This is a genomic window from Viridibacillus sp. NPDC096237, assembly GCF_050278625.1.
Taxonomy (GTDB): Bacteria; Bacillota; Bacilli; order Bacillales_A; family Planococcaceae; genus Viridibacillus.
In genome coordinates this window covers 59,943-81,537 of record NZ_JBNNTI010000005.1, presented here as the reverse complement: position 1 = coordinate 81,537, position 21,595 = coordinate 59,943, and the positions used below count along the sequence as shown (strand labels likewise).

Annotated in this window: 18 protein-coding genes and 1 riboswitch; of the genes, 3 read left to right on the top strand and 15 right to left on the bottom strand. The window is 37.0% G+C overall.

Translation table 11 applies throughout. The features are described from left to right. Window positions 1-12: 12 nt before the first annotated feature. On the top strand, window positions 13-870 hold the full coding sequence (locus ACQKMD_RS05550) for a DegV family protein (protein WP_427750202.1): 858 nt from the start codon (window positions 13-15) through the stop codon (window positions 868-870). A gap of 48 nt (window positions 871-918) precedes the next feature. Here ACQKMD_RS05550 and ACQKMD_RS05545 read toward each other — a convergent pair whose 3' ends face one another. The 8 genes from ACQKMD_RS05545 to ACQKMD_RS05510 all read right to left on the bottom strand — a co-directional run bounded on the left by ACQKMD_RS05545 (window position 919) and on the right by ACQKMD_RS05510 (window position 14,045). Further along, window positions 919-2,397, bottom strand: coding sequence for an alpha-amylase family glycosyl hydrolase (locus ACQKMD_RS05545; protein WP_427750200.1), 1,479 nt, complete (start codon window positions 2,395-2,397; stop codon window positions 919-921). Window positions 2,398-2,807: 410 nt separating this feature from the next. Then, the gene (locus ACQKMD_RS05540) at window positions 2,808-3,182 is read right to left on the bottom strand and encodes a YisL family protein (protein ID WP_427750199.1); all 375 of its coding nucleotides are present in this window, start codon (window positions 3,180-3,182) and stop codon (window positions 2,808-2,810) included. Between the two features lie 133 nt (window positions 3,183-3,315). Continuing rightward, window positions 3,316-4,218, bottom strand: a complete 903-nt coding sequence (locus ACQKMD_RS05535) for a fumarylacetoacetate hydrolase family protein (RefSeq protein ID WP_427750197.1) — start codon at window positions 4,216-4,218, stop codon at window positions 3,316-3,318. A gap of 41 nt (window positions 4,219-4,259) precedes the next feature. Continuing rightward, on the bottom strand, window positions 4,260-5,450 hold the full coding sequence (locus ACQKMD_RS05530; protein WP_427750195.1) for a DUF418 domain-containing protein: 1,191 nt from the start codon (window positions 5,448-5,450) through the stop codon (window positions 4,260-4,262). Window positions 5,451-5,462: 12 nt separating this feature from the next. Then, on the bottom strand, window positions 5,463-9,185 hold the full coding sequence (gene addA / locus ACQKMD_RS05525; protein ID WP_427750193.1) for a helicase-exonuclease AddAB subunit AddA: 3,723 nt from the start codon (window positions 9,183-9,185) through the stop codon (window positions 5,463-5,465). Continuing rightward, complete coding sequence (gene addB / locus ACQKMD_RS05520; protein WP_427750191.1) at window positions 9,142-12,678, bottom strand: helicase-exonuclease AddAB subunit AddB; 3,537 nt, start codon at window positions 12,676-12,678, stop codon at window positions 9,142-9,144. Before addB ends, addA begins: the two co-directional genes overlap by 44 nt. 121 nt (window positions 12,679-12,799) lie before the next feature. Further along, window positions 12,800-13,420 carry a TVP38/TMEM64 family protein gene (locus tag ACQKMD_RS05515; RefSeq protein WP_427750189.1) on the bottom strand — a complete coding sequence of 207 codons (621 nt, stop codon included), beginning with the start codon at window positions 13,418-13,420 and terminating at the stop codon, window positions 12,800-12,802. A 70-nt stretch (window positions 13,421-13,490) separates the two neighbouring features. Beyond that, window positions 13,491-14,045, bottom strand: a complete 555-nt coding sequence (locus ACQKMD_RS05510; RefSeq protein ID WP_427750187.1) for a helix-turn-helix domain-containing protein — start codon at window positions 14,043-14,045, stop codon at window positions 13,491-13,493. A 71-nt stretch (window positions 14,046-14,116) separates the two neighbouring features. Here ACQKMD_RS05510 and ACQKMD_RS05505 point away from each other — a divergent pair, with 71 nt between their 5' ends. Continuing rightward, on the top strand, window positions 14,117-14,824 hold the full coding sequence (locus ACQKMD_RS05505; protein WP_427750185.1) for an AzlC family ABC transporter permease: 708 nt from the start codon (window positions 14,117-14,119) through the stop codon (window positions 14,822-14,824). After that, on the top strand, window positions 14,824-15,132 hold the full coding sequence (locus ACQKMD_RS05500) for an AzlD domain-containing protein (protein ID WP_427750184.1): 309 nt from the start codon (window positions 14,824-14,826) through the stop codon (window positions 15,130-15,132). Before ACQKMD_RS05505 ends, ACQKMD_RS05500 begins: the two co-directional genes overlap by 1 nt. Window positions 15,133-15,215: 83 nt before the next feature. Then, window positions 15,216-15,323, top strand: a riboswitch (SAM riboswitch). Window positions 15,324-15,662: 339 nt separating this feature from the next. Here ACQKMD_RS05500 and ACQKMD_RS05495 read toward each other — a convergent pair. The 7 genes from ACQKMD_RS05495 to ACQKMD_RS05465 all read right to left on the bottom strand — a co-directional run bounded on the left by ACQKMD_RS05495 (window position 15,663) and on the right by ACQKMD_RS05465 (window position 21,576). Beyond that, window positions 15,663-15,893, bottom strand: coding sequence for a CsbA family protein (locus tag ACQKMD_RS05495; RefSeq protein WP_427750183.1), 231 nt, complete (start codon window positions 15,891-15,893; stop codon window positions 15,663-15,665). A 19-nt stretch (window positions 15,894-15,912) separates the two neighbouring features. Then, window positions 15,913-17,082: a PDZ domain-containing protein gene (locus tag ACQKMD_RS05490; protein WP_427750181.1), complete on the bottom strand. Its 1,170-nt coding sequence runs from the start codon at window positions 17,080-17,082 to the stop codon at window positions 15,913-15,915. Window positions 17,083-17,307: 225 nt separating this feature from the next. Further along, a complete protein-coding gene (locus ACQKMD_RS05485; RefSeq protein ID WP_427750180.1) occupies window positions 17,308-18,741 on the bottom strand; it encodes a S41 family peptidase in 1,434 nt (477 codons plus the stop codon). Window positions 18,742-18,818: 77 nt separating this feature from the next. Continuing rightward, window positions 18,819-19,394, bottom strand: a complete 576-nt coding sequence (locus ACQKMD_RS05480; protein WP_427750178.1) for a peroxiredoxin family protein — start codon at window positions 19,392-19,394, stop codon at window positions 18,819-18,821. Further along, window positions 19,391-19,621: a hypothetical protein gene (locus ACQKMD_RS05475; RefSeq protein WP_427750176.1), complete on the bottom strand. Its 231-nt coding sequence runs from the start codon at window positions 19,619-19,621 to the stop codon at window positions 19,391-19,393. The genes ACQKMD_RS05480 and ACQKMD_RS05475 overlap by 4 nt, the downstream gene beginning before the upstream one ends. 181 nt (window positions 19,622-19,802) lie before the next feature. Then, a complete protein-coding gene (locus ACQKMD_RS05470; RefSeq protein ID WP_427750174.1) occupies window positions 19,803-20,048 on the bottom strand; it encodes a hypothetical protein in 246 nt (81 codons plus the stop codon). A gap of 205 nt (window positions 20,049-20,253) precedes the next feature. Beyond that, the gene (locus ACQKMD_RS05465) at window positions 20,254-21,576 is read right to left on the bottom strand and encodes a murein hydrolase activator EnvC family protein (RefSeq protein WP_427750173.1); all 1,323 of its coding nucleotides are present in this window, start codon (window positions 21,574-21,576) and stop codon (window positions 20,254-20,256) included. Window positions 21,577-21,595: the final 19 nt, after the last annotated feature.

Sequence of the window (21,595 nt, the reverse complement as noted above, 5' to 3'; positions counted from 1 at the left end):
GGAGGTATATAAGTGAGAATCTATGCAGATAGCGCTTCTGATTTACCTAAATCTTTTTATGAAGAAAATAACCTCACACTAATCCCTTTAAGAGTTCATATGAACAACCAAGAATATGCAGATGTCACCGGAGTCGAAGTCTTAAAAGTATATGAATTTATCCGTCAAGGTGGACAACCAAAGACTTCTCAAGCTTCTCCTGAATTATTTTTAGAACTATTCGAAGAGCTAGCAAAATCAGGTGAAGAAGGACTTTATATAGCCTTCTCATCTGAATTATCTGGTACATACAGCACTGCTGTAATGATCTACCAACAGGTAAAAGAACAATACCCTGATTTAAAATTAACGATCGTTGATTCTAAGTGTGCTTCATTAGGATACGGTCTAGTTGTAAAGGAAGCTGTTCGCCTTCGTGAAGCCGGCTTAAGCATAGATGAAATGGTAGACAAAGTTCGTTTCAACGCACAACATATGGAACACTTCTTTACAGTAGAAGACTTAGATTATTTAGCACGTGGTGGACGCGTTTCAAAAGCAAGCGCATTTATCGGTGGCTTACTAAGTATTAAACCATTACTTCATGTAGAAGATGGTAAACTCATTCCGATTGAAAAACATCGTGGACGTAAGAAAGTAATGAAACGCATCCTAGACAAGATGGAAGAAACAGGTGACCATTTAAGTGATCAAGTAATTGCCATTAGTCACGGAGATGATTTAGCTGCTGCTGAAGAGATGAAAGCCATGATTATGGACAAATTCCAGCCTAAAGCCGTCGAAATCCATTTAATCGGTTCTTCCGTTGCATCACATGCAGGTCCTGGTACATTAGCTATTTTCTTCTTAAATCAACACCCCACAACTTAAAATACAAAATCCCTTAGAGATTACTTACACTCTCTAAGGGATTTTATTTTAGTCATTTTTTGCTTTTCGATTTTTTTTACTTCTACGTAAAACTAATACGATAAATGTTATGAATAGTACATAGACAAAACCTAGTGAAATTATATAAGAAACATTAAAGCCATTATGGTCTTTTACTTGATAGAGTTCGACAATTTCACGATCAACCACTACTCGATACGTACCATCATCGTTCGGACGTACAATATCATTTTCAAATAAGCCACGTAGCTCTTTGTTTTCTCCAATGATATCTTTACCTAAATCGATATGTTGAGTACTCTTTGTGTTGTTCACAACAACAATCCACTGCTCATCATCAGAAGAACGTTCGAATACAATATAGCCATCTTTATTCTCTAATAGTTTAAAGTCACCAGTACGAAGTGTCTCTGATTTATTACGAACAGATTGAACGTCACCAATATATGAAACAATATCATCCTTCGTTTTGAAATCAAATACTGCATGTGATTCAGGAGCTTGTTTACCATTTTGTGCAATTTCTGTACCGTATGTCATTATTGGTACACCAGGTAACGTAAACATTGCCGCCATCGCTACTTTAATACGCGTCGGTGGATACATATTTTCATTTGCAGAAGCAAATGTGAAACGAGAGCTATTTAAACTGTCTAACATAATAGCTGAAGGTTTTTCTTCATCACCTTTTTTCATTGTGCCAAGTGGCTGTTCAACTTTTGATGAATCTATATCGACATTTTTGAAAATAGATTGATAAATATCAATAGTCTCTTTATTTACAGACATATCAAAATTTGCATCGCTGTCTTCTGAAGATATAACATAGATATCTTTATTAGTATTTTTCAATGACTGAATCATTTCATTTAAAAATGCTTTATCACTATTGCCTAAATTAGTTAAGCGAATACCATCGATATCGTACTTCTTTGCAAAATCAGTTGCTGCATTGATTAATTCCTCTTGTACCTTAGGATTCTCTGTTTTCCAATTAATACGGCCGTTATCAGCGGTATCGTACCAATCTGAGTTGGCTTTATCTGTAGCCCAAACGTGATTTTTACTAACATTACTTAACGGAAAATCAACCATTAGCTTCATCTTGCCTTTATGAACATCAGCCAGCAAAGATTCAAATTCCTTTGCTGTACCAAAATGACGATCAATATTTTTGTAATCTACAACTGCACTCCCATCATAAGATTCAGTCGAAAAAATCGACCCAATCGATAGAACAGTGAAACCCATATCTTGAATATGCTTTAACTTAGTAGCAATCCCTGAAAGGTCACCACCAGCAAATTCATTTTGATCTCGGGCATCTACATTATAGTCATTTTCGACCGATGAATTAAAATAACGATCCACTAAGAGATCATAGATACTTTCGTCTTTAATATTATGCGTCACTTCAGTCTCTGCCTTCGCAATAGGTGCAAACCCCATTGTCGTAGCCAAAAGCGCTGACGCAACTACTGTACTAATCCACTTTGCAACGTTCACTTATAGTCCTCCTCTGCAGAACTGTCCAACATAATTTTACCAAACCCCCACCCTCCCCGCTACGCTTTAACATTAAAAACAAACGAAAGCAGAACAAATTCGACAAAAATGTGAATTTAACTCTAAATGCTGAAGCGGCCCGTACAACGACGACACCTCGCAAGTGAATATTCCTCAAAAATTCGATTGTTGCGCTAACTTCGTTGATTGTTGCGCTAAGCGCCTTGATTGTTGCACTAAAGTCGATGATTGTTGCACTATCTTCATTGATTGTTGCGCTAACTACGCCGATTGTTATTTAGCAGAATATTCACGTCCTACAAACGACTTCTCAATTAATAAAACATCTTTCCAAACATAAAAAAACCACACAACGAGATTCGTCATGTGGCTGTTTATCATGCCAGTTATTAAGCTAAGAAGTGCACACCCATGGGTAATTTAAACCCTAGGAACATAGTAATTAATAAGAATACTGCAAATAGGATCCAGAACATAGTTGTTGGTTTGCCTTTTGCTTTTCTCACTAAAACCATTTCCATCATACCGATAACTAGAATACCACCAATAAGTTTAAAACCATAAAGCATCCCCATATTATAATGCATACCATCAGCGAATAATGCGCCACCAGTAATGATGATTAAAATATAGAATACACGTAAAATCATATGCGTTACTTTTTGTCCTTTAGTACCACTTTGCATAGCAGCAGAAACTAGGAACAAGATAATTGCGATTACCCAAGTTGCAATGTGTAGATTAGTATTTGCAAAAAAATCCATTATTACCCCACCTTAAATAGTATTAATAATCATTTATATCCTATCATGAGGTGGTAAACTATACAAATATAACAGACCGATGGAAAATTCCCCACCGGCCTGTCATAATATCTATAAATTTCTATTAAGCTTATTATTCGAAGCGATTTACTAGAGTTCCAATACCTTCGATTGACACTTTTACTACGTCACCAGATGCTAAGAATGTTGGCGGATTCATACCTTTACCAACACCTGCTGGAGTACCCGTTAAGATTACGTCACCAGGCTCTAAAGTTACTAGTCTAGAAATCTCAGAAATGATTTCTTCAATCGTGAAGATCATATCTTTTGTTGAACCATTTTGACGAATTTCATCATTCACTTTTGTAACGATTGATAAAGAATCCGGATTTGGAATCTCATCTTTTGTTACTAAATATGGACCCATTGGACATGCACCATCTAAGCTTTTCCCTAAGAAAAATTGCTTATGTTTTGCTTGTAAATCACGTGCAGTAATGTCATTAGCAATTGTGTAACCAAATACATAATCATATGCTAGTTTAGTAGGGATGTTCTTACCCTTTTTACCAATAACAACTGCTAATTCACCTTCATAGTCAAGTGATGAAGTGACGTCTGCATGTGCAGAAATCGTTTGTTCATCTGCAGCAATTGAAGTTGGTGCTTTAGTGAAAATCATTAAATTTTCTGGAGCAGATTCAGCGCCCATTTCTTTGGCGTGATCTTGATAGTTTTTACCAACACAAATAATATTTTTCGTTGTACGTGGAATTGGTGCTAACCACTCAATTTCAGTAAATGCATATTTAAATTGCTCTGGGTTTTCTGAATTCAGTGCAGCTTCTACAAGTTTACGAGATTGTTCTACAAACTCGAAACCAGCTGTCATTCCCTCTACAATTGTTGTAGCGAAAGAAGGTAGTACTTGAAGAGCTTGTTGGATGGCTAAAACATCCCATACAGCTTCTTCTTTTTTTACTTTCGGACCAAAACTTACTACATTGTTATAACGAAATGATAAAATTTTCATGAATATTGGCACTCCTTCTTTTTTTTTCAATGATACATTAATTATCGACCAATTTCCTCTTTTTTCTCTAACATTTTTCCGTAAGTTAATCGTTTCCATACTGCTTCAACCGGCCCTTGCTTAAATTTAAGGAACCAAAGCTCAGCAAATACTAATTGCAGAACAAAAATCCCCACAGCTAACCAAGTAACGGTATCGACACCGATTTTACCATATAATCCTAATCCATAGTGATAGAAAATGAATGTTCCGATAATAGATTGCATTAAATATATTGTCATCGACATACGACCTGCCTTTGCTACAGGCGACAAGATTTTTATAAATTGCGGAATTTGGCATATTAAGACGATGAGACCCGCATAACCTATCGCAAGTATCGGCCCACCGAATGAAACTTGGACATAGTCAAGGAAAAAATTACGCTCTAAGTTATATGGCAACATTTTAAGGGTTACCCCAACCGGTATGGTAATAGCAGTTAAAATAATCCAAAATACTCGTTTTTCCTTTGCACGTTCAACTAGTTGCCATTTGGATGCAGCAGCTCCTAATAACATATAAGGTAAAATCATAAACAATGCTCCTATCCACACCCCTGGAGAAGCCTGTACTTGTAAATCTGCTAGACGTTGCATGAAAGCCTCTGTCCATGAACCAGAACCGTATGCTGCTATTGCACTTTCAATAGCAGCTATATCCACAAACTCAGATAAATCAGCAGAATCTTCCACAAATGATGATAATCCCATTAACATTACTAAGAAGCTCTGTACTATTCCATATAGCGCTCCACCAATCGTTATTAACCAAACTGGTTTCAAACGTAACAGGGTTAGTAAGAAGAAACCACAAAATGCATAAGTCATTAAAATGTCACCCCACCAAATAAGGAAGGCATGTAACACACCAATGCCAAATAACACCGCTAAACGCTTCGATCCAATTTTATAGAAGTTGTCACCTATATTTGTTGCTTTCGTAAATTGCATTGCGAGACCATATCCAAATAACATTGAAAATAGCGGATAAAAGCTACTTTGCACAAAAATATCTAGCCACTGATGATATTCTTTATCTATTGGCGTTTCAAACCAAGTTTTTAAATCAATATGTGGTAAAGGAGTACTAAATGCAAACATATTTACTAAAAGAATACCTAGCAAACTAAAACCACGTATTATATCGAGTGTATCAATCCTTTTTTGCATAGGTGTTGGTGTTAATCTCAAAAACTTACCCTCCTATAATTCAATTGATCGCTGTGCGTCAAATGCATAAATTAACTTTTCTGCAACAGTAATCCTTAAAGTTTCTTCTAGTGCCTTTTTATAAAGCTTCAACTGTACATCGTAACGTTCCTTCATCTCTTTCTGTAAGCCTTCATCCGTTTTCATCATTCCATTAATACGGTCTGTTTTATAGTCGAGTAATATCCACTTGCCATCTTCTTCTTTAAACAGACAATCTACAATCCCTTGTACAATTTGTGAATCACCGTCTTCATCAGTAATACTAAAAGTAAATGGCGTTTCTCGATAAAGTTCCACTGCATTCATAAAGCGTTGCCCCGCAGGTGTAGAAAAGAAACCTGTAATTTTCGGTGCCTGCACAGCTGTCCCCTCTTCTTTCGTCAAGAGTTGACGGTCAACAAGTCCTTGCACAAAAACATCAACCTCCTCGATTGAATGCAAACCTTGCTGTGGTATATGTTGCATTACCGTATGCATAGCTGTTCCAATTTCGGCTGCAGTTAACGAACGTTGTTGTAAAAAGCTTGGTCTTTTCGACACTTGCTGCAGTTTTTTAGGAGCATTCCAAAAAAGTTCAGGTTGCTCAAATTGTTCTAAAGTTTGCAGACGTTTTAGTTCACTAACAGAAGTTTTAGATCGTTTTGCTATCGCTCTATCATATGCATACGCTGTATCAAAACGCTTTTTAATAGTTGTTAATAAGCCCTCATCTACTTGAGCAGATTTTTTGGCATCTACAACAACCTCTTCTTCTATTCCAGCTACTTCTAATGGTGCTTTAAAATGCTCTGCACCTATAACTTGAACTTTCCATCTTGATAATTCGTTAACCTCTATCTGATCTCCATCATTTAGACATCGGTCATAATCTGGGTGTCTTGCTAAAGCAGGACCAATCCAATCTAAATAACTTTTTGCTAATGCTCGTACATGATCAGGTAGCATTTCACCTGCAGTTAATAGTTGAGCGTCTTCCCAGACAGCTTTTGTCTTATCCCAATTTTTCACTGTACCTACTAGATAAAGATGTTCTTTTGCTCGCGTCATTGCAACATAAAGAACGCGCATCTCTTCTGCCTTCAATTCAAGCTTCTTTTTCTCTTGCATTGCAAGGAATGGTAGAGAAGTATATTGAATACGTTTTTCAGGGTCAATCATTTTCACCGCTAAGCCAAATTGTTGGTCAAATAAATAAGGTAAATTGAAATCCATTTTGTTAAACTCTCGGCCTAATCCTGCTACAAAAACATAAGGGAACTCTAATCCTTTAGATGAGTGAATCGTCATTAAACGTACAACATTTTCCGTTTCACTAATAGCACGCGCAGTTCCTAAATCATCACCACGTAGTCGCATACGATCTACGAATCTCAAAAATCGGAACAACCCACGGAATGAAGTCTTTTCATACGATAATGCACGATCATGAAGAGCACGTAAATTTGCTTGACGCTGCTTGCCATTAGGCATTGCACCAACCATTTCATAATAATTTGTATCAATATATACTCGCCAAATTAAGTCTGCTAGAGAACCCCTGCGTGCTAAATCACGCCAATCTTCATATTGCAGTAGGAAACGTTGTAACTTTTCAGCAGTACTAGATTTTAGACCAGTCCCTTCGATGCGTACAAATTGCTTCAACGCATCATAAAAAGGTGCTTTCGGGTCAGCTAAACGAATTTTTGCTAACTCATTCTCCGTTAGACCAACAAATGGCGCTCTTAGTACAGATGCTAATGGAATATCTTGATATGGGTTATCAATAATTCTTAACGTATTTACCATTATCATTACTTCAAGGGCTTCAAAATACCCTTTAGACAACTCTGCATACAACGGAATACCTGCCAGCTTAAACTCTTCTGCTAGGTCACCCGACCATGTCATCGAGCGCATTAATATGACAATATCACGATATTCTAAAGGGCGTTCTATGCCTTTCTTTGTATCATAAACCATTTGTCCAGAATCCATTAATTGCTTAATTTTCGCGATTATGTAGCGTGCTTCTTGTTGAGATTTTTTTAATTCTTCTTCAGCTTGCAGCTCTGAACTTACCTCCACTTGACTATCATCAGATTCCGCAGCGACTTCCTCTTCTGATTGGTCTGTATATAGGACGGTCAATTCAATAGGCGCTTCTTTTTCATTATAAGGAGCTTGCGGCTTTAACGCTGCAGCTTCGTCATAATTAATCTCTCCGACTTCTTCGCCCATAATTTGTGAAAAAACATAGTTTGTACCGTGTAAAACCTCTGGTCGACTTCTGAAATTCGCATTTAAGTCAATTTTCATACCTGTTTCTGTTGGTTCTTCTTCAAACGCCAGATATTTATTTAAAAAGAGTGTTGGCTCTGCTAATCGGAAACGATAAATAGATTGTTTCACATCACCAACCATAAACATATTGCCATCCGCTTCTCTACCACTTTTCACAAGCTGTAAAATGGTTTCTTGAAGCTTGTTGGTATCTTGATATTCATCAACAAGTACTTCATTAAATTTTTCTCGAAAGCTAAGTGCTACTGCTGATGGGACAAGTTTTCCATCTATTTCATCCGTTAGAATTTGCAAAGCAAAATGTTCTAAGTCGGAGAAATCCACAAGACCTTTTTCGTTTTTTGCTGCAGCATATTTTTGACTGAAACTTGCAGCAATTTTCACTAGTGTTTCGAGTATAGGTTTCATTAGACGAATCTCTTCTAGCAATCTATCTGGTCGTCTTGTGAAATATTGTTTTTTAGCCGTGTCAAATAAATCCTTTGCTTGCTTACGTTTGTTTTGAGCTAAAGCTTTTAGTTCTAAATCACAATCCATTTTCTTCGTAGAAATTCTCGCCCAGCTTACGGCATGGAAATATTCGTACGCCTCTTCCCACGAACGTTCATGTAAAAATGCACGTGCCTCAGTTAATAAAATAAAATCCTTCTCAGCTGTTTCACCATAAGCTGAAGGTCCGTTTGGTTCTAAGCTTAGCTCTCGCATGTCTTTAATAAGCGAATATGCAGCTTCAATAGCATGGCTAACCGAACGCTTAATTATATGACTGATTGGCAACTCATTAATTGATGTAATACCGTCAAGATTATATTGATCTGGAAGGGATTCTAGCCATTTCATCGGCTCTGGATTAACACGTGACATATCATATAATTTATCAATTAACGACTCAATTGCTTGGTCATCTCGATCGGATGTGAAACTGTCTACTAAACGGTAAACATCGTCAACTTGGTCACTGTTATAAGCTTCTTCTAATACCTCAGCTAAAGTATCATCTTTTAATAGTGCCGCTTCTGTATCGTTTGCAATTCTGAAGCCAGGGTCAATATCTAATAAATAAGCATATTGTCGAACAATATTTAAACAGAATGAGTGCAATGTAGAAATTTGCGCTTTATTTAACAAGCTTAATTGTCTTCTAAGATGCTTTGAGTCTGGTTGATTAGTAATTGCTTTTTCAAGCGCTTCGGCCATACGATGACGCATTTCAGCTGCAGACGCATTTGTAAATGTTACAACTAATAATTCATCAACATCGATTGGATTATCTGTAGAGATAACCTTTTCAATCATTCGATTGATCAATACAGCGGTTTTTCCTGAGCCCGCTGCAGCCGATACTAAAGTATCTTGACCAGTAGTCCAAATTGCTTTCCACTGCTCATCAGTCCAAGTTGCTGTCGTCGGCTTCACAGGAATTGTCATCATCTACTCTAGTCTCCTTTCGAATTTGCTCTATAACATCTTCTTTTTTGCCGATTGGTTGTAAGTATCGATAATGTTGCTTTGCATCTGTTGTATCAAATTGACACACGCTCTTAAATGAGCAATACTCGCAAGCTGTTCGTGTTTTCATTCGGTAAGGACTTATATCAGTATGTCCCGCTAAAATGCCCTCGCCAGCCTGCTGATGCTTGTGACGTACAAAATCTCGTAGATGTCCCAAATCTTGCGTCGATATAACAGAAGACATTTTTGGAGAAACAGTACCATCCTTTTTACCCACATAAACGGGTACAACTTGTGAATGGCCCCCTTCTTCAAGCGCTTCATCCATATCAATCAAAGTCTCTCTATCGTCTAATAAAAGACCTTTCATCTTAAATTCTTTCAATCGTTCAATCTCTGCCTGTGGTCCATCCAAATTATCATGAGGCTTTAACATCGGATTGTGGACATGAATATATAGCACACCACCAGCTTCGGAATGCAATGGTAACCATGCCTCAGAGTTTTCAACAGCTACATCTAAATAGGTGAGCATTTGTAAAGATAGACCATAATATACATCATTTAAATCTAGTTTTTTTGCAGAAGATTTATAATCTACAACGCGAATATACGGTTTGTCACTGATTGTTGTAGCATCTACACGGTCAATTCGACCGCGCATTTGCATTTTCTTACCTCCATCTAATTTAATCATCAGAGGTGGTAAGGGTTCTCCTGGTCCAAATGCGGCTTCTAAAGCAATCGGTTTGAAATTTGATACCCGTGCATGTTGACTTAAAGAAAGCATCGTTCTTTGTACGATTAATGTTAACTTTCGTTGAATGTATCTATAACGAGACGTACTCATTAATATTTGGTGATATAATAGTGGGGAAATCTTATCTACCGCTCTTTTCGCTAAACCAGCACACTGCTCTGGGTTTAACTGACCCCATTTTATATTCTTCTCATGTGTTTCCTCAGAAATCCATTTTAATGCGGCATGGAATAAGTCACCGATTGTCGGCGTTTCAAGGCGATATTCCGCGCGCTCTTCAAGTCGTAATCCATAAGTAGAAAAATGAGAAAACGGACAACCATAAAACTTCTCAATACGTGAAACACTAGAGGTAAGTGTTGAGCCATATAAGGCTTCAGTGATATCCGGTGTAAGTTGCTCTGCTTTATTCAGTACTGTTAATGGACGCATTAGACGCTCTAAAATATCTGACCAATAAGGATCCTCTTCATAATAAGCCCTCAATGCACGCCATTCAGGTGTTAGCTCTTTTCCATGCTCCACTTGTCTTAGTTGCATCATTAAATAGGCTAAAGACGTATTAGGGTGATTAATATAAGGGAGATCCGATAGCTCTGATAAAGCTTCAGTTGGATCCATTAACGCTCTTGTAAATGGCGTATTTGGAATAAGTTGCTGTAATTTCTTCACATATAGTGATGGTAATAATGCTTTACTTTCTTCATCTGCAATCGCATAACTAACAACAAGTTTATCAGACGCCATTGTTAAAGCACGATAGGTGATGAATGATTCTTCTAACAACCTTGTTTTAGATGTTGGTGCGAGCTCCATTCCAAGCTGCATAAACCATTCACGTTCTGAATCTGATAGCAGCCCTTCATGGTCCATCCGTTGCGGGTATATACCTTCATTCATACCAATTACGAAAACAGCTTTCATATTTGTTAAACGAGACAAGTCTGCCGTTGCAATCGTCACTTGGTCTAATGATGGTGGGATACGTGAAAACTCTAAAGTATCAAAACCTTCTTCTAACGTATGTAGTGCTTCTTCTAGTGTCATTTCTTGTTCACCGAACATCATGACAAATTGATCTAGTACGTCTACCCACTGATTCCAAGCCTGTTCATGTTCGCTTGCAGCTAAGAGTTGACCTTTGTCTATTTCTTTATCTTTTAAAGCTTGTAGTTTTTCATAAACTGAAAGATTCTCAATAAAATTAAACAGAGCTGTTGCAATATCGCGACCCGTTTGACAGCTAGCTAATTCATTTTCTAACTCTCTTAAAGGTTCTCTAACTTTACCGCGAGCTGCTTCAATTTCTTGCTGGAAGGCACGCTCTTCATCTGTTTGGTTTTTCGTTAAAAATTCTAGTCCACGATACTTTTTATATAACCAGCGATCCTCATCAAACCAGCGCTCACCATAAATACCTTGCGCTATAACAAAGTTTTCTAAACGGTCTGCTCGCTCCCGCCAAACTTGTAAGTCTGCATCTACTGGAAAAAACAAATCCGTTTTTACTGCACGGAAAATAGGCTCGTACTTCCAATCAGATTGGATAGCCTCCAGAGCCGAGCGACTAAGTTCTATTAACGGATGATGAAGCATTGGTTTTTTTTGACTCACAAAGACCGGAATATCATATTGAGGGAAGATTGTAGAAAATAACGGATCATATACATCTGCTTGACGATACAAAATAGCCATCTCACGATAACGAATGGAGTCATTTTGTATAGATCCCCTAATTTTTCTAGCAATTGCATGTACTTCAGCACGGCGATTAGCTGCTTCAATAATCTCAAAATTACCCGAATAATTACTTATTGCATCATCATGTGAATCAAATTTTTCTTCTATAAATTTTAAATCATTTTTTTGAAAACGATGTGTTGTTTGGCAATGTACAGTTGGCTCTACTTCAATACCTTCTTCAAATGCTAATTCTTTTAAGCGCACACTTGTCCGAGCAGATTGATAAAATAATGCCTGTTCATCCTCTGCATCAGCATCTGATTCCATAGGTAAGACAACAGTAACTCGACGCGCTACTTTTAAAAGTTCTTGCACTAGTTCGAATTCTCGTGTCGTGAATGCTGTAAATCCGTCAATATAAATATCTGCAGATTGGATCATTTCCGAATCCTTTAGCTGTGCTGTTAGTAAAGGGAAGTAACCTTCACTATCAATATATGTAGTACCTAACCGCTCTTCTAAAGCTGCCAATAATAACTGCAGATCATGCGCCTTATCGCGCAATGTCTGTGGTGCATTCAAACCTTCAAAATCTGATATAAGCGCTTCTAATGTATTGCTATCTAAACTATAGCGATTAAATTCTTTTAGCAACGTTTCCATCTCATCTGTAAAACCTCGTTTTCCAGCTGCTTGACGGAACAATGAAAACTGTTCTTTATTATCCTCTAGTAAACGTTTGATGAGCATTCTATAGCCAAAGCCGTTAATCTCTTGTCGGCTAATACCACCAGTTTCTTGCAGAACGCGCCACGCTAAACGCTTAAAGGTCGTAACTTGCGCCCGTATAAGCCCTGATACACCGTAGCGATGTGTTAAATCATATTCAGAAGAAAATGACATTTGGTCAGGAACAAGTAAGAATATTGGTGCCCCTATCGACTGTTCCTTTATAATATCAACTATTTCATGATGAATAAGCGTTGATTTTCCAGAGCCTGACCTTCCAGAAACGATACGCAGTGACATTCTAACTCCTCCTCTTTCAATGACGACTACTTTTATTATTTGTGTTAAACATGTTAATCTCAAATCCAACAGGAACACCTGTTCTTATTTTATATTAAAAATAGAGCAATGGCAAATTACTTCACTTTTTATTTGCTCGGGAGATGCTTCTCATATCTTCTTCTACTTTAGCATTTAGATGTCCTTCAACCTTTTTCCCACCCCACCACATAACGCCGATCAATATTACAATTATACCAGTACGAATAGGATCTGTTATTAGTGCACTTAAATCTGAGCCAATCCAACTAATGAAGAAAATCATAACAAGTTTTGAAGCCATTACTGTAAATAAATAATGATGGCGTTTTAAACTGGATAAGCCTGCGACAATATTGACAAGTGCTGATGGTGTAAAAGGAAAACATAATAATAAAAACAAGGGAGTAAACCCTTTCATTTCAACCCAATGGATTAATCTTTTCACCGTAGCACGATTTGTCACAAAGTTCAATAATCGACTTTGCCCATACTTTCGTACGACCAAAAATACACAATAAGAACCTAATACTGCTCCGCTCCAAGAGAGTAGAAAACCAATCCATAACCCATATGCACTGGCATTTGCGACAACGAAAGCAGCTAATGGGAGGAATGGTAAAAACGCTTCTATAAACGGTAGTAAGATGCCAAGAAGCGTTCCAAATAATCTATATTCTGTTGCTAATGTATGAAAATTTTCTAATGTTAACCAATCCGGCATATATTTCTTCCTCTCTAGAAAATAGCGTCTTGTTCAAATCCTAACTGAGGAATGAGCGCTACCCTATAAGTTACTGTTTATACTGTAAAATAAAATGTAGGACAGTCACTTCATTCGCAGTATTCGTATACTGATGGCTTTGATGTCCCTTAAATACGAGCGTTTCACCAACATTTAAGGTTTCACTCATGTCACCAGCTTCGACAACTACTTGTCCTCTTATAGCGGTGATCGTTTCTTCTACCCCATCATTATGTGCTTCACTCTTATGACTACACCCAGGATCCATCTCTACTTTAAACAATTCCCAACCACGCTCTGGGTCATAAGGAATAATTGAATATACTCGATATCTTCCTTCATTTTCTGTGACAAAGGGAATTTCTGCGCCACTTATTTTAATAAATTGCTCCTTCGGTGGTTGTAATAATGTTGAAAATGATATACGTAAACCGGCCGCAATTTTCCAAATCGTCGACACGGTTGGATTAGATTCTCCTTTTTCCATTTGCGCTAATTGACCTTTACTGACATCAGTTAACTTGGCCATATCATCTAAGCTAAGCGAGCGTTGATGACGGACCTTCTTCAATTGTTTCCCTAAATTACGGCTTATTTCTTCCATTAATTTCACCTCTTGTATATTTTATCATACAGTTGTATACTTTATTAAACATTTTAACGGAGGACCTACACATGAAAAAACTCGGCTTTTCAGCAGGTATGAAGGCAGGTTCTAGTATTGCGATCGGCTACTTTCCAATTGCACTGACATTTGGCTTGCTCGCAAAAACAGCCGGCCTGTCAATGATTGAAGCAACGGCTATGAGTATATTCGTTTACGCTGGGGCTTCACAGTATATTACTTTAAATTTATTAACAACAGGGACAGATCCTTTACTTATTGTCCTTAATACTTTTGTCGTCAATATCCGTCACTTTTTAATGACGGCATCACTGAATGAAAAGATGCAATCTGATAAAAAGTGGAAAAAATCAATCTATGCTTTTTGGGTAACGGATGAATCATTCTCTGTACTTGCGACACGAAATGAAGAAAAACTACCTACCTCATTTGGTGTAGGTGTTATGCTCATCGCATATGGGAGTTGGGTTGTTTTCACAGCAGTCGGGCACTTAATCGGTGCAAATTTACCAGCATTTTTACAAGTTGCTATGGGGATTGCTCTATATGCTATGTTCGTCGGACTTTTAGTTCCTTCTATGAAAGGTAATCACAAAGTAGTCATGCTTGCATTACTCGCTGCGGTTATTAACTGCTTTTTCTATTGGACTCAAATGTTGTCTACCGGCTGGGCGTTATTAGTTGCTGCTCTGGTTTCTTCAATAACGGTTGAAATCATTTATGCAAATCGTGCGAAAAGTAAAGGAGGTTTTATGTAATGGGTTCTTGGTACTGGTGGATGCTTATCGGTATGGCAATTGTAACGTATGTTCCACGTGCAATTCCTTTAACCTTTTTAGAAGGAAAAGAGTTACCCCCTATCATATCGGGTATTTTACAAAACATACCTTATGCAATATTAGGTGCTATGATTTTCCCTGCAATATTACTAATTAAAGAAGGCGATATTTTATTTGGCTTAGTTGGTACAGTAACTGCTTTTGCTATCGCGTTTGCTGGCGCTAACGTTATCATTGTTGTAATTGGTGCTATTGCTATTTTATCAATTTATAGTTTATTTTTTTAATCCCTTTAAAATTATTTGACTTTTCACTCAACACAGTGTATAGTAATATATAATTCTTACAACAATTAAATAGTAACATTACTTTCTTATCCAGAGAGACTGAGGGACAGGCCCTATGAAGTCTCGGCAACAGATTCACGTATGAACACTGTGCCAATTCCTACAAGCATCATTTGCTTGAAAGATGAGAACGAGATGGTTTTCGTATATTTTTGAGAGCCTATTGTTTTCTTTCTGGTAAAGGAGCAATAGGCTCTTTTCGTTCAATAAAGAAGGTTGATGATATCAATTGTCTGTTAAGAAACTCTCATTTGAGTATCGCCCATTTGCGAGAGAATCTATTCATAACTCCCATTCTAGTACAGTCATTCCATCTGTTACTCATTTGTAACAACTATTCTTCCCGCTCTCATTCGAGCAATATATTTACAAACACTACTCATTTGTAGCTTACATCCCGTTCAGGTCATTTCCTGAAAAAGCAAAAGCCCGGTTGTCTCATTCGACAATTCGGGCTTTCTTTTGTATTCTTATTGTTCTTTATTACGATTCATCATACGTGTGGCATACCAGAAGCCAACGGTTAATGAAAATGCATCAATGACAAATAAAAATGTTGTATGTGTAAAGCCAGCATAAACTGAAGCTGCTATAAGCGCAACAGATAATACTAAAGCTACATAATGACTAAATGTGATGCGTGTAAATAATATGACGAGTAATCCTGGAATGAACAGCGCTAAAATTACTTTAGTAACCATAGAATCTATTTTTTCTCCTTTACCTTACAACGAGTAGACCGATTTTATAATGATCATGTCGATGAATAACATGCTGTCGCAAGCGAACTTCGCCTTCATGATTTAATACTTCAATACGACAATGTGCAGCGTTTATTTGCAACGCCTCGTACAATTCTTCTTCTTTTTGCACTTCAATGCCATTCACTTTTCGGATACATTCACCTACCTGTAGTCCCATCGCCTGTGCAGGTGACCCTGGTAAGACAGCTGCTATGACCACACCAGAATTGCGTGGGGTTACCGCATACCCTGCATTTCTCTCAGTCCAAGTATATATAATTGAAATTAAAACGCGCCCACATACGGCGATACAAACAGCGATAAAGCCAAGAACAGTTACCTTGTAAGCAATACCTGCTCCTATTAACACAATTAGGGCTAATAAGATAATTGTTCTCCCCATTCGAGGATAAAAGTGAACCGGCAATGTTTTACGTGTGCGCTGTTGAAATCCAATAACTACTGGTACTAATATTATTGAAAACGTTAAATTGAACATCGTAAATTTTGGCCAATAAGGTAGATATTCTTGTATTAATCCACCTGGGATAACGAAGAATATCGGGAGTAGCCATAATCGTTTCACTAAATATGTAGTAGCCGGCATACCACGCTCAGACTTTTCTAATCTAGGTGAGGCAAAATTCGCTGCGTGTTTATAAATAAGTATACCTTCAGCTAACAGAAGTAAACCGATAAATGCTGGTATTACAACATATAGCCCGTTGTCCATTGATTCGCCAGAGAATGTCCATTTCAAAAAACCAAAAGACTTATCACTCGCATATAAATACCAAATTACACCAAAAGCTATGAAGAAAGGATAAACTGCTGAAGCTGTATAATAATAAAAAGTTAAAATACAAATGATACTTGCACAAATGAATAATATTAAGTATTCAAATGGTATAACTAATCCAATAGCAATACTTACTATCGAAATGCCTAGTGCTAATAGCCATCCGTCTTTTAACAAGAAAAGTGTTTCTGTCCAGCCCCAGCGAATTCTTGTGTTGAATGATTCACGCTCTTTAATCACGCGTCGATAGCCTAGTAATATGGCAAAAATAATGGCAATGTATAGAATTGGGTTTAAAAAGAAACGGCCAATGCCTTTTACAAGCTCAACTATTATATCTAAGTACATTTTCCGCATCACCTTCCGTTGTGTATCTAGTAGTATGATTATTTCTTAATTGTATCAAACGACTGTTTGAAAACGTAGTGGTATTTGGATTATATTTCATAATTAGAGCCTATTTTGGGTGAAATATTTATAAAAAAGCTTGTAAAGGTAAGGCCCTTTCTCAAAATGATAAGGCTATACTTATTTTATTGGCTACTTTTAACAAATAAATTGGTTACTATATCATCATTTTAAGTTTTTCAGCATATACCCGATAGCCATTTGCAATTGATGGTCGTTTTCATTGCTATCCTTATATTCTACCATTTCTTTATGTAATGCTGAAAAGAATGATTCATTAATAATTGGTTCTTGTGCTAGTTTTTTTGTCTTTCTATATAACAGAACTGCTTCAGCTGTTTGGCGATCGAAATAGCCATCTGTTCTTTCTAGTTTATAGCCCATTTTAGATAATACTTCTTGTACATATCGGACCTGCTCATTGAAATCGCCCTCTTGGAAGCTACCTGTTAATGGCGGTAATTCCATATGATATAACTCATCCTGAACTACATGTAATGTTGATTCTATTCCTTTACCGTGAATCCATTCCTTATCAGGTGTAAGCCATTTATGCGTCGATAACTTTAATTCTCCGCCATTTAATAATGGCCAAGTTTCTTGTACCGTACCTTTGCCAAAACTTTTCACACCCGCAATCGTAGCTCGATCTAACTCTTTCAATGCTCCACTTAAAACTTCACTTGCAGAGGCACTTCCTTCGTCTTGAAGTAATACAATTGGTACCTTTTTCAATTGCGCATCAAAAGTCAACTTCGCTTTCTTCTCATCAGTTACTAACGGTCCAAGCTCACCCTGTGAATTTTGCATAAAAGCATATGTAGAGCCTGGTTTAACTAAACTTCCGATAACTTGCTCAACACTACGTAAATAGCCACCTGGATTGCTACGAACATCAATAATAAGACCTGATATTTTTTGTTTCATTAAAGAAGACGTATGCTTCTGCCATTCTTCAGCCGTTTTTTCGCCAAATAATGAAATAGACACATAACCTAGAAGATTATCATCAGCTTGTAAAATTTCACTATGCACCGTTTCCATAGAAATTGCTGCTCTAGTCATTGTAACCACAATATGACGATCTTCTGATGGTCTGAAAATAGTCATTTTTAATGTTGTACCCTCTTCGCCTTGAATAAGAGCTAAGAGCTGTGCCATTGATTTACCTTCTAATCGTTCTTTATTTACTTGTACAATTTCATCATAAGGTTTTAATCCTGCCTTTTCAGCTGGAGACGCCTTAACCGGTGAAACAATAATAAATCGTCCATCACTAGATGTGATTTCTGCTCCAATGCCAACACGAGAATCAGACAACGATTCCTTATGCATTCTAGCTTCTTCCTTTGTGTGATAGGTGCTATATGGGTCACCCAGTGAACTCGCCATCCCTTTAATTGCCCCTTCAACTAACTGTTCCTCAGAAGTCTCATGCACGGATTCCTTTCTAATTAGTTTGTAAGCTTCATCAATTTTATCTAGCTTACTCACTTTTGCACTTGAAGGCTCTGATACTTGCATTTTTGATACTGCATAAACCCCTGTCGCCCCTAACAACACTATAAAAAAAAGAAAAACCCAACATTTCCGCATCATGTCTACCCCTTTCATATCTATTCAGTTTATGAACGGATAGAAGGGATTAACACTATCAAAAAGTGGTTTTTTCTTTATTAATTTAACGATTTAACACTTTCCTGCATACTATCTTGATCCACAGGTCCTATTACCTTCTTCTGAATAATTCCTTTTGTATCTAGGAAGTAAGTCGTTGGAATGATGTGAATATCATATGCATTCATTTGTTCACCCTCAGTATCTAATAATACAGGAAATGTCATCTCATACGTTTTAACAAACTTTTCCACATATTTTATACTTTCTTTATAACTTGTTAAGTTGACCGCCACGATTTCAAAGTTATCTTCTTTTGCAAAGTTCTCGTAATACTTTTGCATATGAGGGATTTCTGCTTTACAAGGAGGACACCAAGTCGCCCAGAAATTTAAAATAACCTTTTTCCCTTGAAAATCAGATAGCTTTACTTTTTTTCCATCCAACGTTTCTAATTCAAAGTCTGGTGCCAATTCTCCAACTGCTAAGCCATTTTTAACACCTAATTTGTCCTCGACAATTGTTGATCTCATATCCACTTTCTGCTCCTCAGTGACTTTTGTTTTCACAAAATTTGTGACAGCAAATCCAATCATCGCTGCAATTAGTAGCAATGCAAATATTTTTTTCTTCATGTAGAAGCCTCCATCTGTTCACGATTGTTATCTTTTAAGAAATGGACAAGTAACAAAAACAAACTAAATATAAAAGTTACCATTAATGACTTCTGCCAAAAACCACATGGCTGTATTAATGCGCTAATTGTATGCGTGCAGTTAAACAAAACGATGAGTTGCTTACGCCAAATTGCTTGATCAAGACCATTCTTTAAGGCAATAAGAAGCCACATGATGAAGATCATAGCTGTTAGCCACCTTCGCCATGCGAGACCGTCACTTTGTATGATCATTGCAATTTTTATACACGCCTTGCGTTAAAATAATAGTCATTGTTAATGTACGTAATTGAGAAGCTACAAATGCATTCTTTTTCAATTGACGGAATATAGAAATGCATGTTGCAACAACCGCTATGAAGAAACCTTAAGTTCCTCCGTTAAAGAATAGTATAATTAAAGGTTGTTTTATTACTAACGACAAATCTGTGACAATCACACTAAATTTCCAAATTAGGATGAAAAATATGGCATGATCTGCATATACACTAGCTTTTTTTCTGCTATAACGCCACCATAGAATAAATCCAGTCAAAGTAAACGCGATAAGAGCTGAAACCCATGATGTCGGTAATGTCACTCCGCGTATAGTATACCATTCTGTTACTGGCAATGTTCAAACCTACTTTCTCAACATACCCTATACCGTATATCGATAGGTGTCATTACAGACTACAAGATTTTTGTTTTTACAGATTGGTGGAGTATTAAATTATATTTACAGTGCTTTATTTCTTTACTTATTTTTTATACCTAGAAGAAAGGTCGCCTGTAGTCGGTAATTTAACCGATTTCCAGACGACCTTTATTTAACATGATTAGAATGAAATATAACGAAGTGGGTTAACTGCCCCTACTTTTTGTCCTTGCCAAGCTGTTGTATGAATCTCGAAGTGTAAGTGACTTCCGAATGCACGACCCGTTTGTCCCATATAACCGATTACTTCACCTTTTGATACAGATTGTCCAGCCGTTGCTTTATAACCACTTAAGTGTGCATATACTGTTGTAAATGTATTCCCATCAATTGAGTGTGTCATCATAATGACATTACCGTAAGTGGATAGAGGACTTGCACGGAAGACAATACCATCTGCTGCTGCTACGATTGGTGTTCCTTGTGCATTAGCAATGTCCACTCCATAATGGAATTCCGGACCCGCCCCTATATTACGCCAGCCGAAACCAGAAGTAAAATTACCACTTGTCGGTCTTGTCCATGTACCGCTAGATACTGATGGAACATTTGATGATTCTTCATCATTTGCAACGTTTGATGTTCCAGCACTAGAATTTGATGCAGCCTTCGCTTGAGCTTGAGCCTTTGCTTTTGCTATAGCTTCTTTACGAGCTCTTTCGGCTAAACGCGCTTGCTCATTTTGAATTTCTTTATGGACTTTTTTACTTACTTTAAGTGCTTCAGAATATTTTTTCTCAAGTGATTTCTTTTGAGATTTAAGCTTCGATTGCTCTCTCTCTAAATCATCGATTAACTTATTTTTACTTGATTTTTGTGAGTCTAAAGATTTCTTAAGGTCTTCTAATCGATCACGATTGTCGATTTGTTTTGCACGTTTTTCTTCAAGTTTCTTCTGTTGCTCTTCTAATTTCTTTTTATCATCTGCTTGTTCTTGCAAAATTTTACGATCCGCATCTAATAAAGTGTTTACTGCAGAAAAACGGTCAATTAAATCTACAAAACTACTTGCACCAAATAGTACGTCAACATAATTAACTGAACCGCCACCCTCTTGAATGGCGCGTGCTCGTTCTTGCAATAATGCATCACGTTCTGCAATTTTAATTTCTAATTCTTTGATAGATGCTTGCAAATCTTCTATTTCACTAGTTGTTTGAGCAATTGTTGATTTTACAATACTAATTTTCTCATCCGTTTTGTTGATCTTTTTATCAAGCTTTTGGATTTGTTTCATAATTTTTTCTTGCTTAGATTTGTTGTACTTAATCTTGCTTGATTTTTTATTTATGTTGGAATTAAGTTTCGATTTCTTTTGATCTAATTTTTGCTGTTTAGACTTTAAATCGTTTAGTGATTCAGCATTCGCTATTGGTTGGACAACTAATGATAAAGTTACTGTAGCTGTAATAGCATATAAAATATTTTTCAACTGCTTATTCAACAATTAACCCTCCTCATTC

Bases quoted from the DNA above. Each gene is read 5' to 3' on its own strand.
- ACQKMD_RS05540 (WP_427750199.1), bottom strand. From the start codon at position 3,182: ATGGATTTTTTTGCAAATACTAATCTACACATTGCAACTTGGGTAATC.
- ACQKMD_RS05535 (WP_427750197.1), bottom strand. From the start codon at position 4,218: ATGAAAATTTTATCATTTCGTTATAACAATGTAGTAAGTTTTGGTCCG.
- addA (WP_427750193.1), bottom strand. From the start codon at position 9,185: ATGATGACAATTCCTGTGAAGCCGACGACAGCAACTTGGACTGATGAG.
- addB (WP_427750191.1), bottom strand. From the start codon at position 12,678: ATGTCACTGCGTATCGTTTCTGGAAGGTCAGGCTCTGGAAAATCAACG.
- ACQKMD_RS05515 (WP_427750189.1), bottom strand. From the start codon at position 13,420: ATGCCGGATTGGTTAACATTAGAAAATTTTCATACATTAGCAACAGAA.
- ACQKMD_RS05510 (WP_427750187.1), bottom strand. From the start codon at position 14,045: ATGGAAGAAATAAGCCGTAATTTAGGGAAACAATTGAAGAAGGTCCGT.
- ACQKMD_RS05505 (WP_427750185.1), top strand. From the start codon at position 14,117: ATGAAAAAACTCGGCTTTTCAGCAGGTATGAAGGCAGGTTCTAGTATT.
- ACQKMD_RS05500 (WP_427750184.1), top strand. From the start codon at position 14,824: ATGGGTTCTTGGTACTGGTGGATGCTTATCGGTATGGCAATTGTAACG.
- ACQKMD_RS05495 (WP_427750183.1), bottom strand. From the start codon at position 15,893: ATGGTTACTAAAGTAATTTTAGCGCTGTTCATTCCAGGATTACTCGTC.
- ACQKMD_RS05490 (WP_427750181.1), bottom strand. From the start codon at position 17,082: ATGTACTTAGATATAATAGTTGAGCTTGTAAAAGGCATTGGCCGTTTC.
- ACQKMD_RS05485 (WP_427750180.1), bottom strand. From the start codon at position 18,741: ATGATGCGGAAATGTTGGGTTTTTCTTTTTTTTATAGTGTTGTTAGGG.
- ACQKMD_RS05480 (WP_427750178.1), bottom strand. From the start codon at position 19,394: ATGAAGAAAAAAATATTTGCATTGCTACTAATTGCAGCGATGATTGGA.
- ACQKMD_RS05475 (WP_427750176.1), bottom strand. From the start codon at position 19,621: ATGATCTTCATCATGTGGCTTCTTATTGCCTTAAAGAATGGTCTTGAT.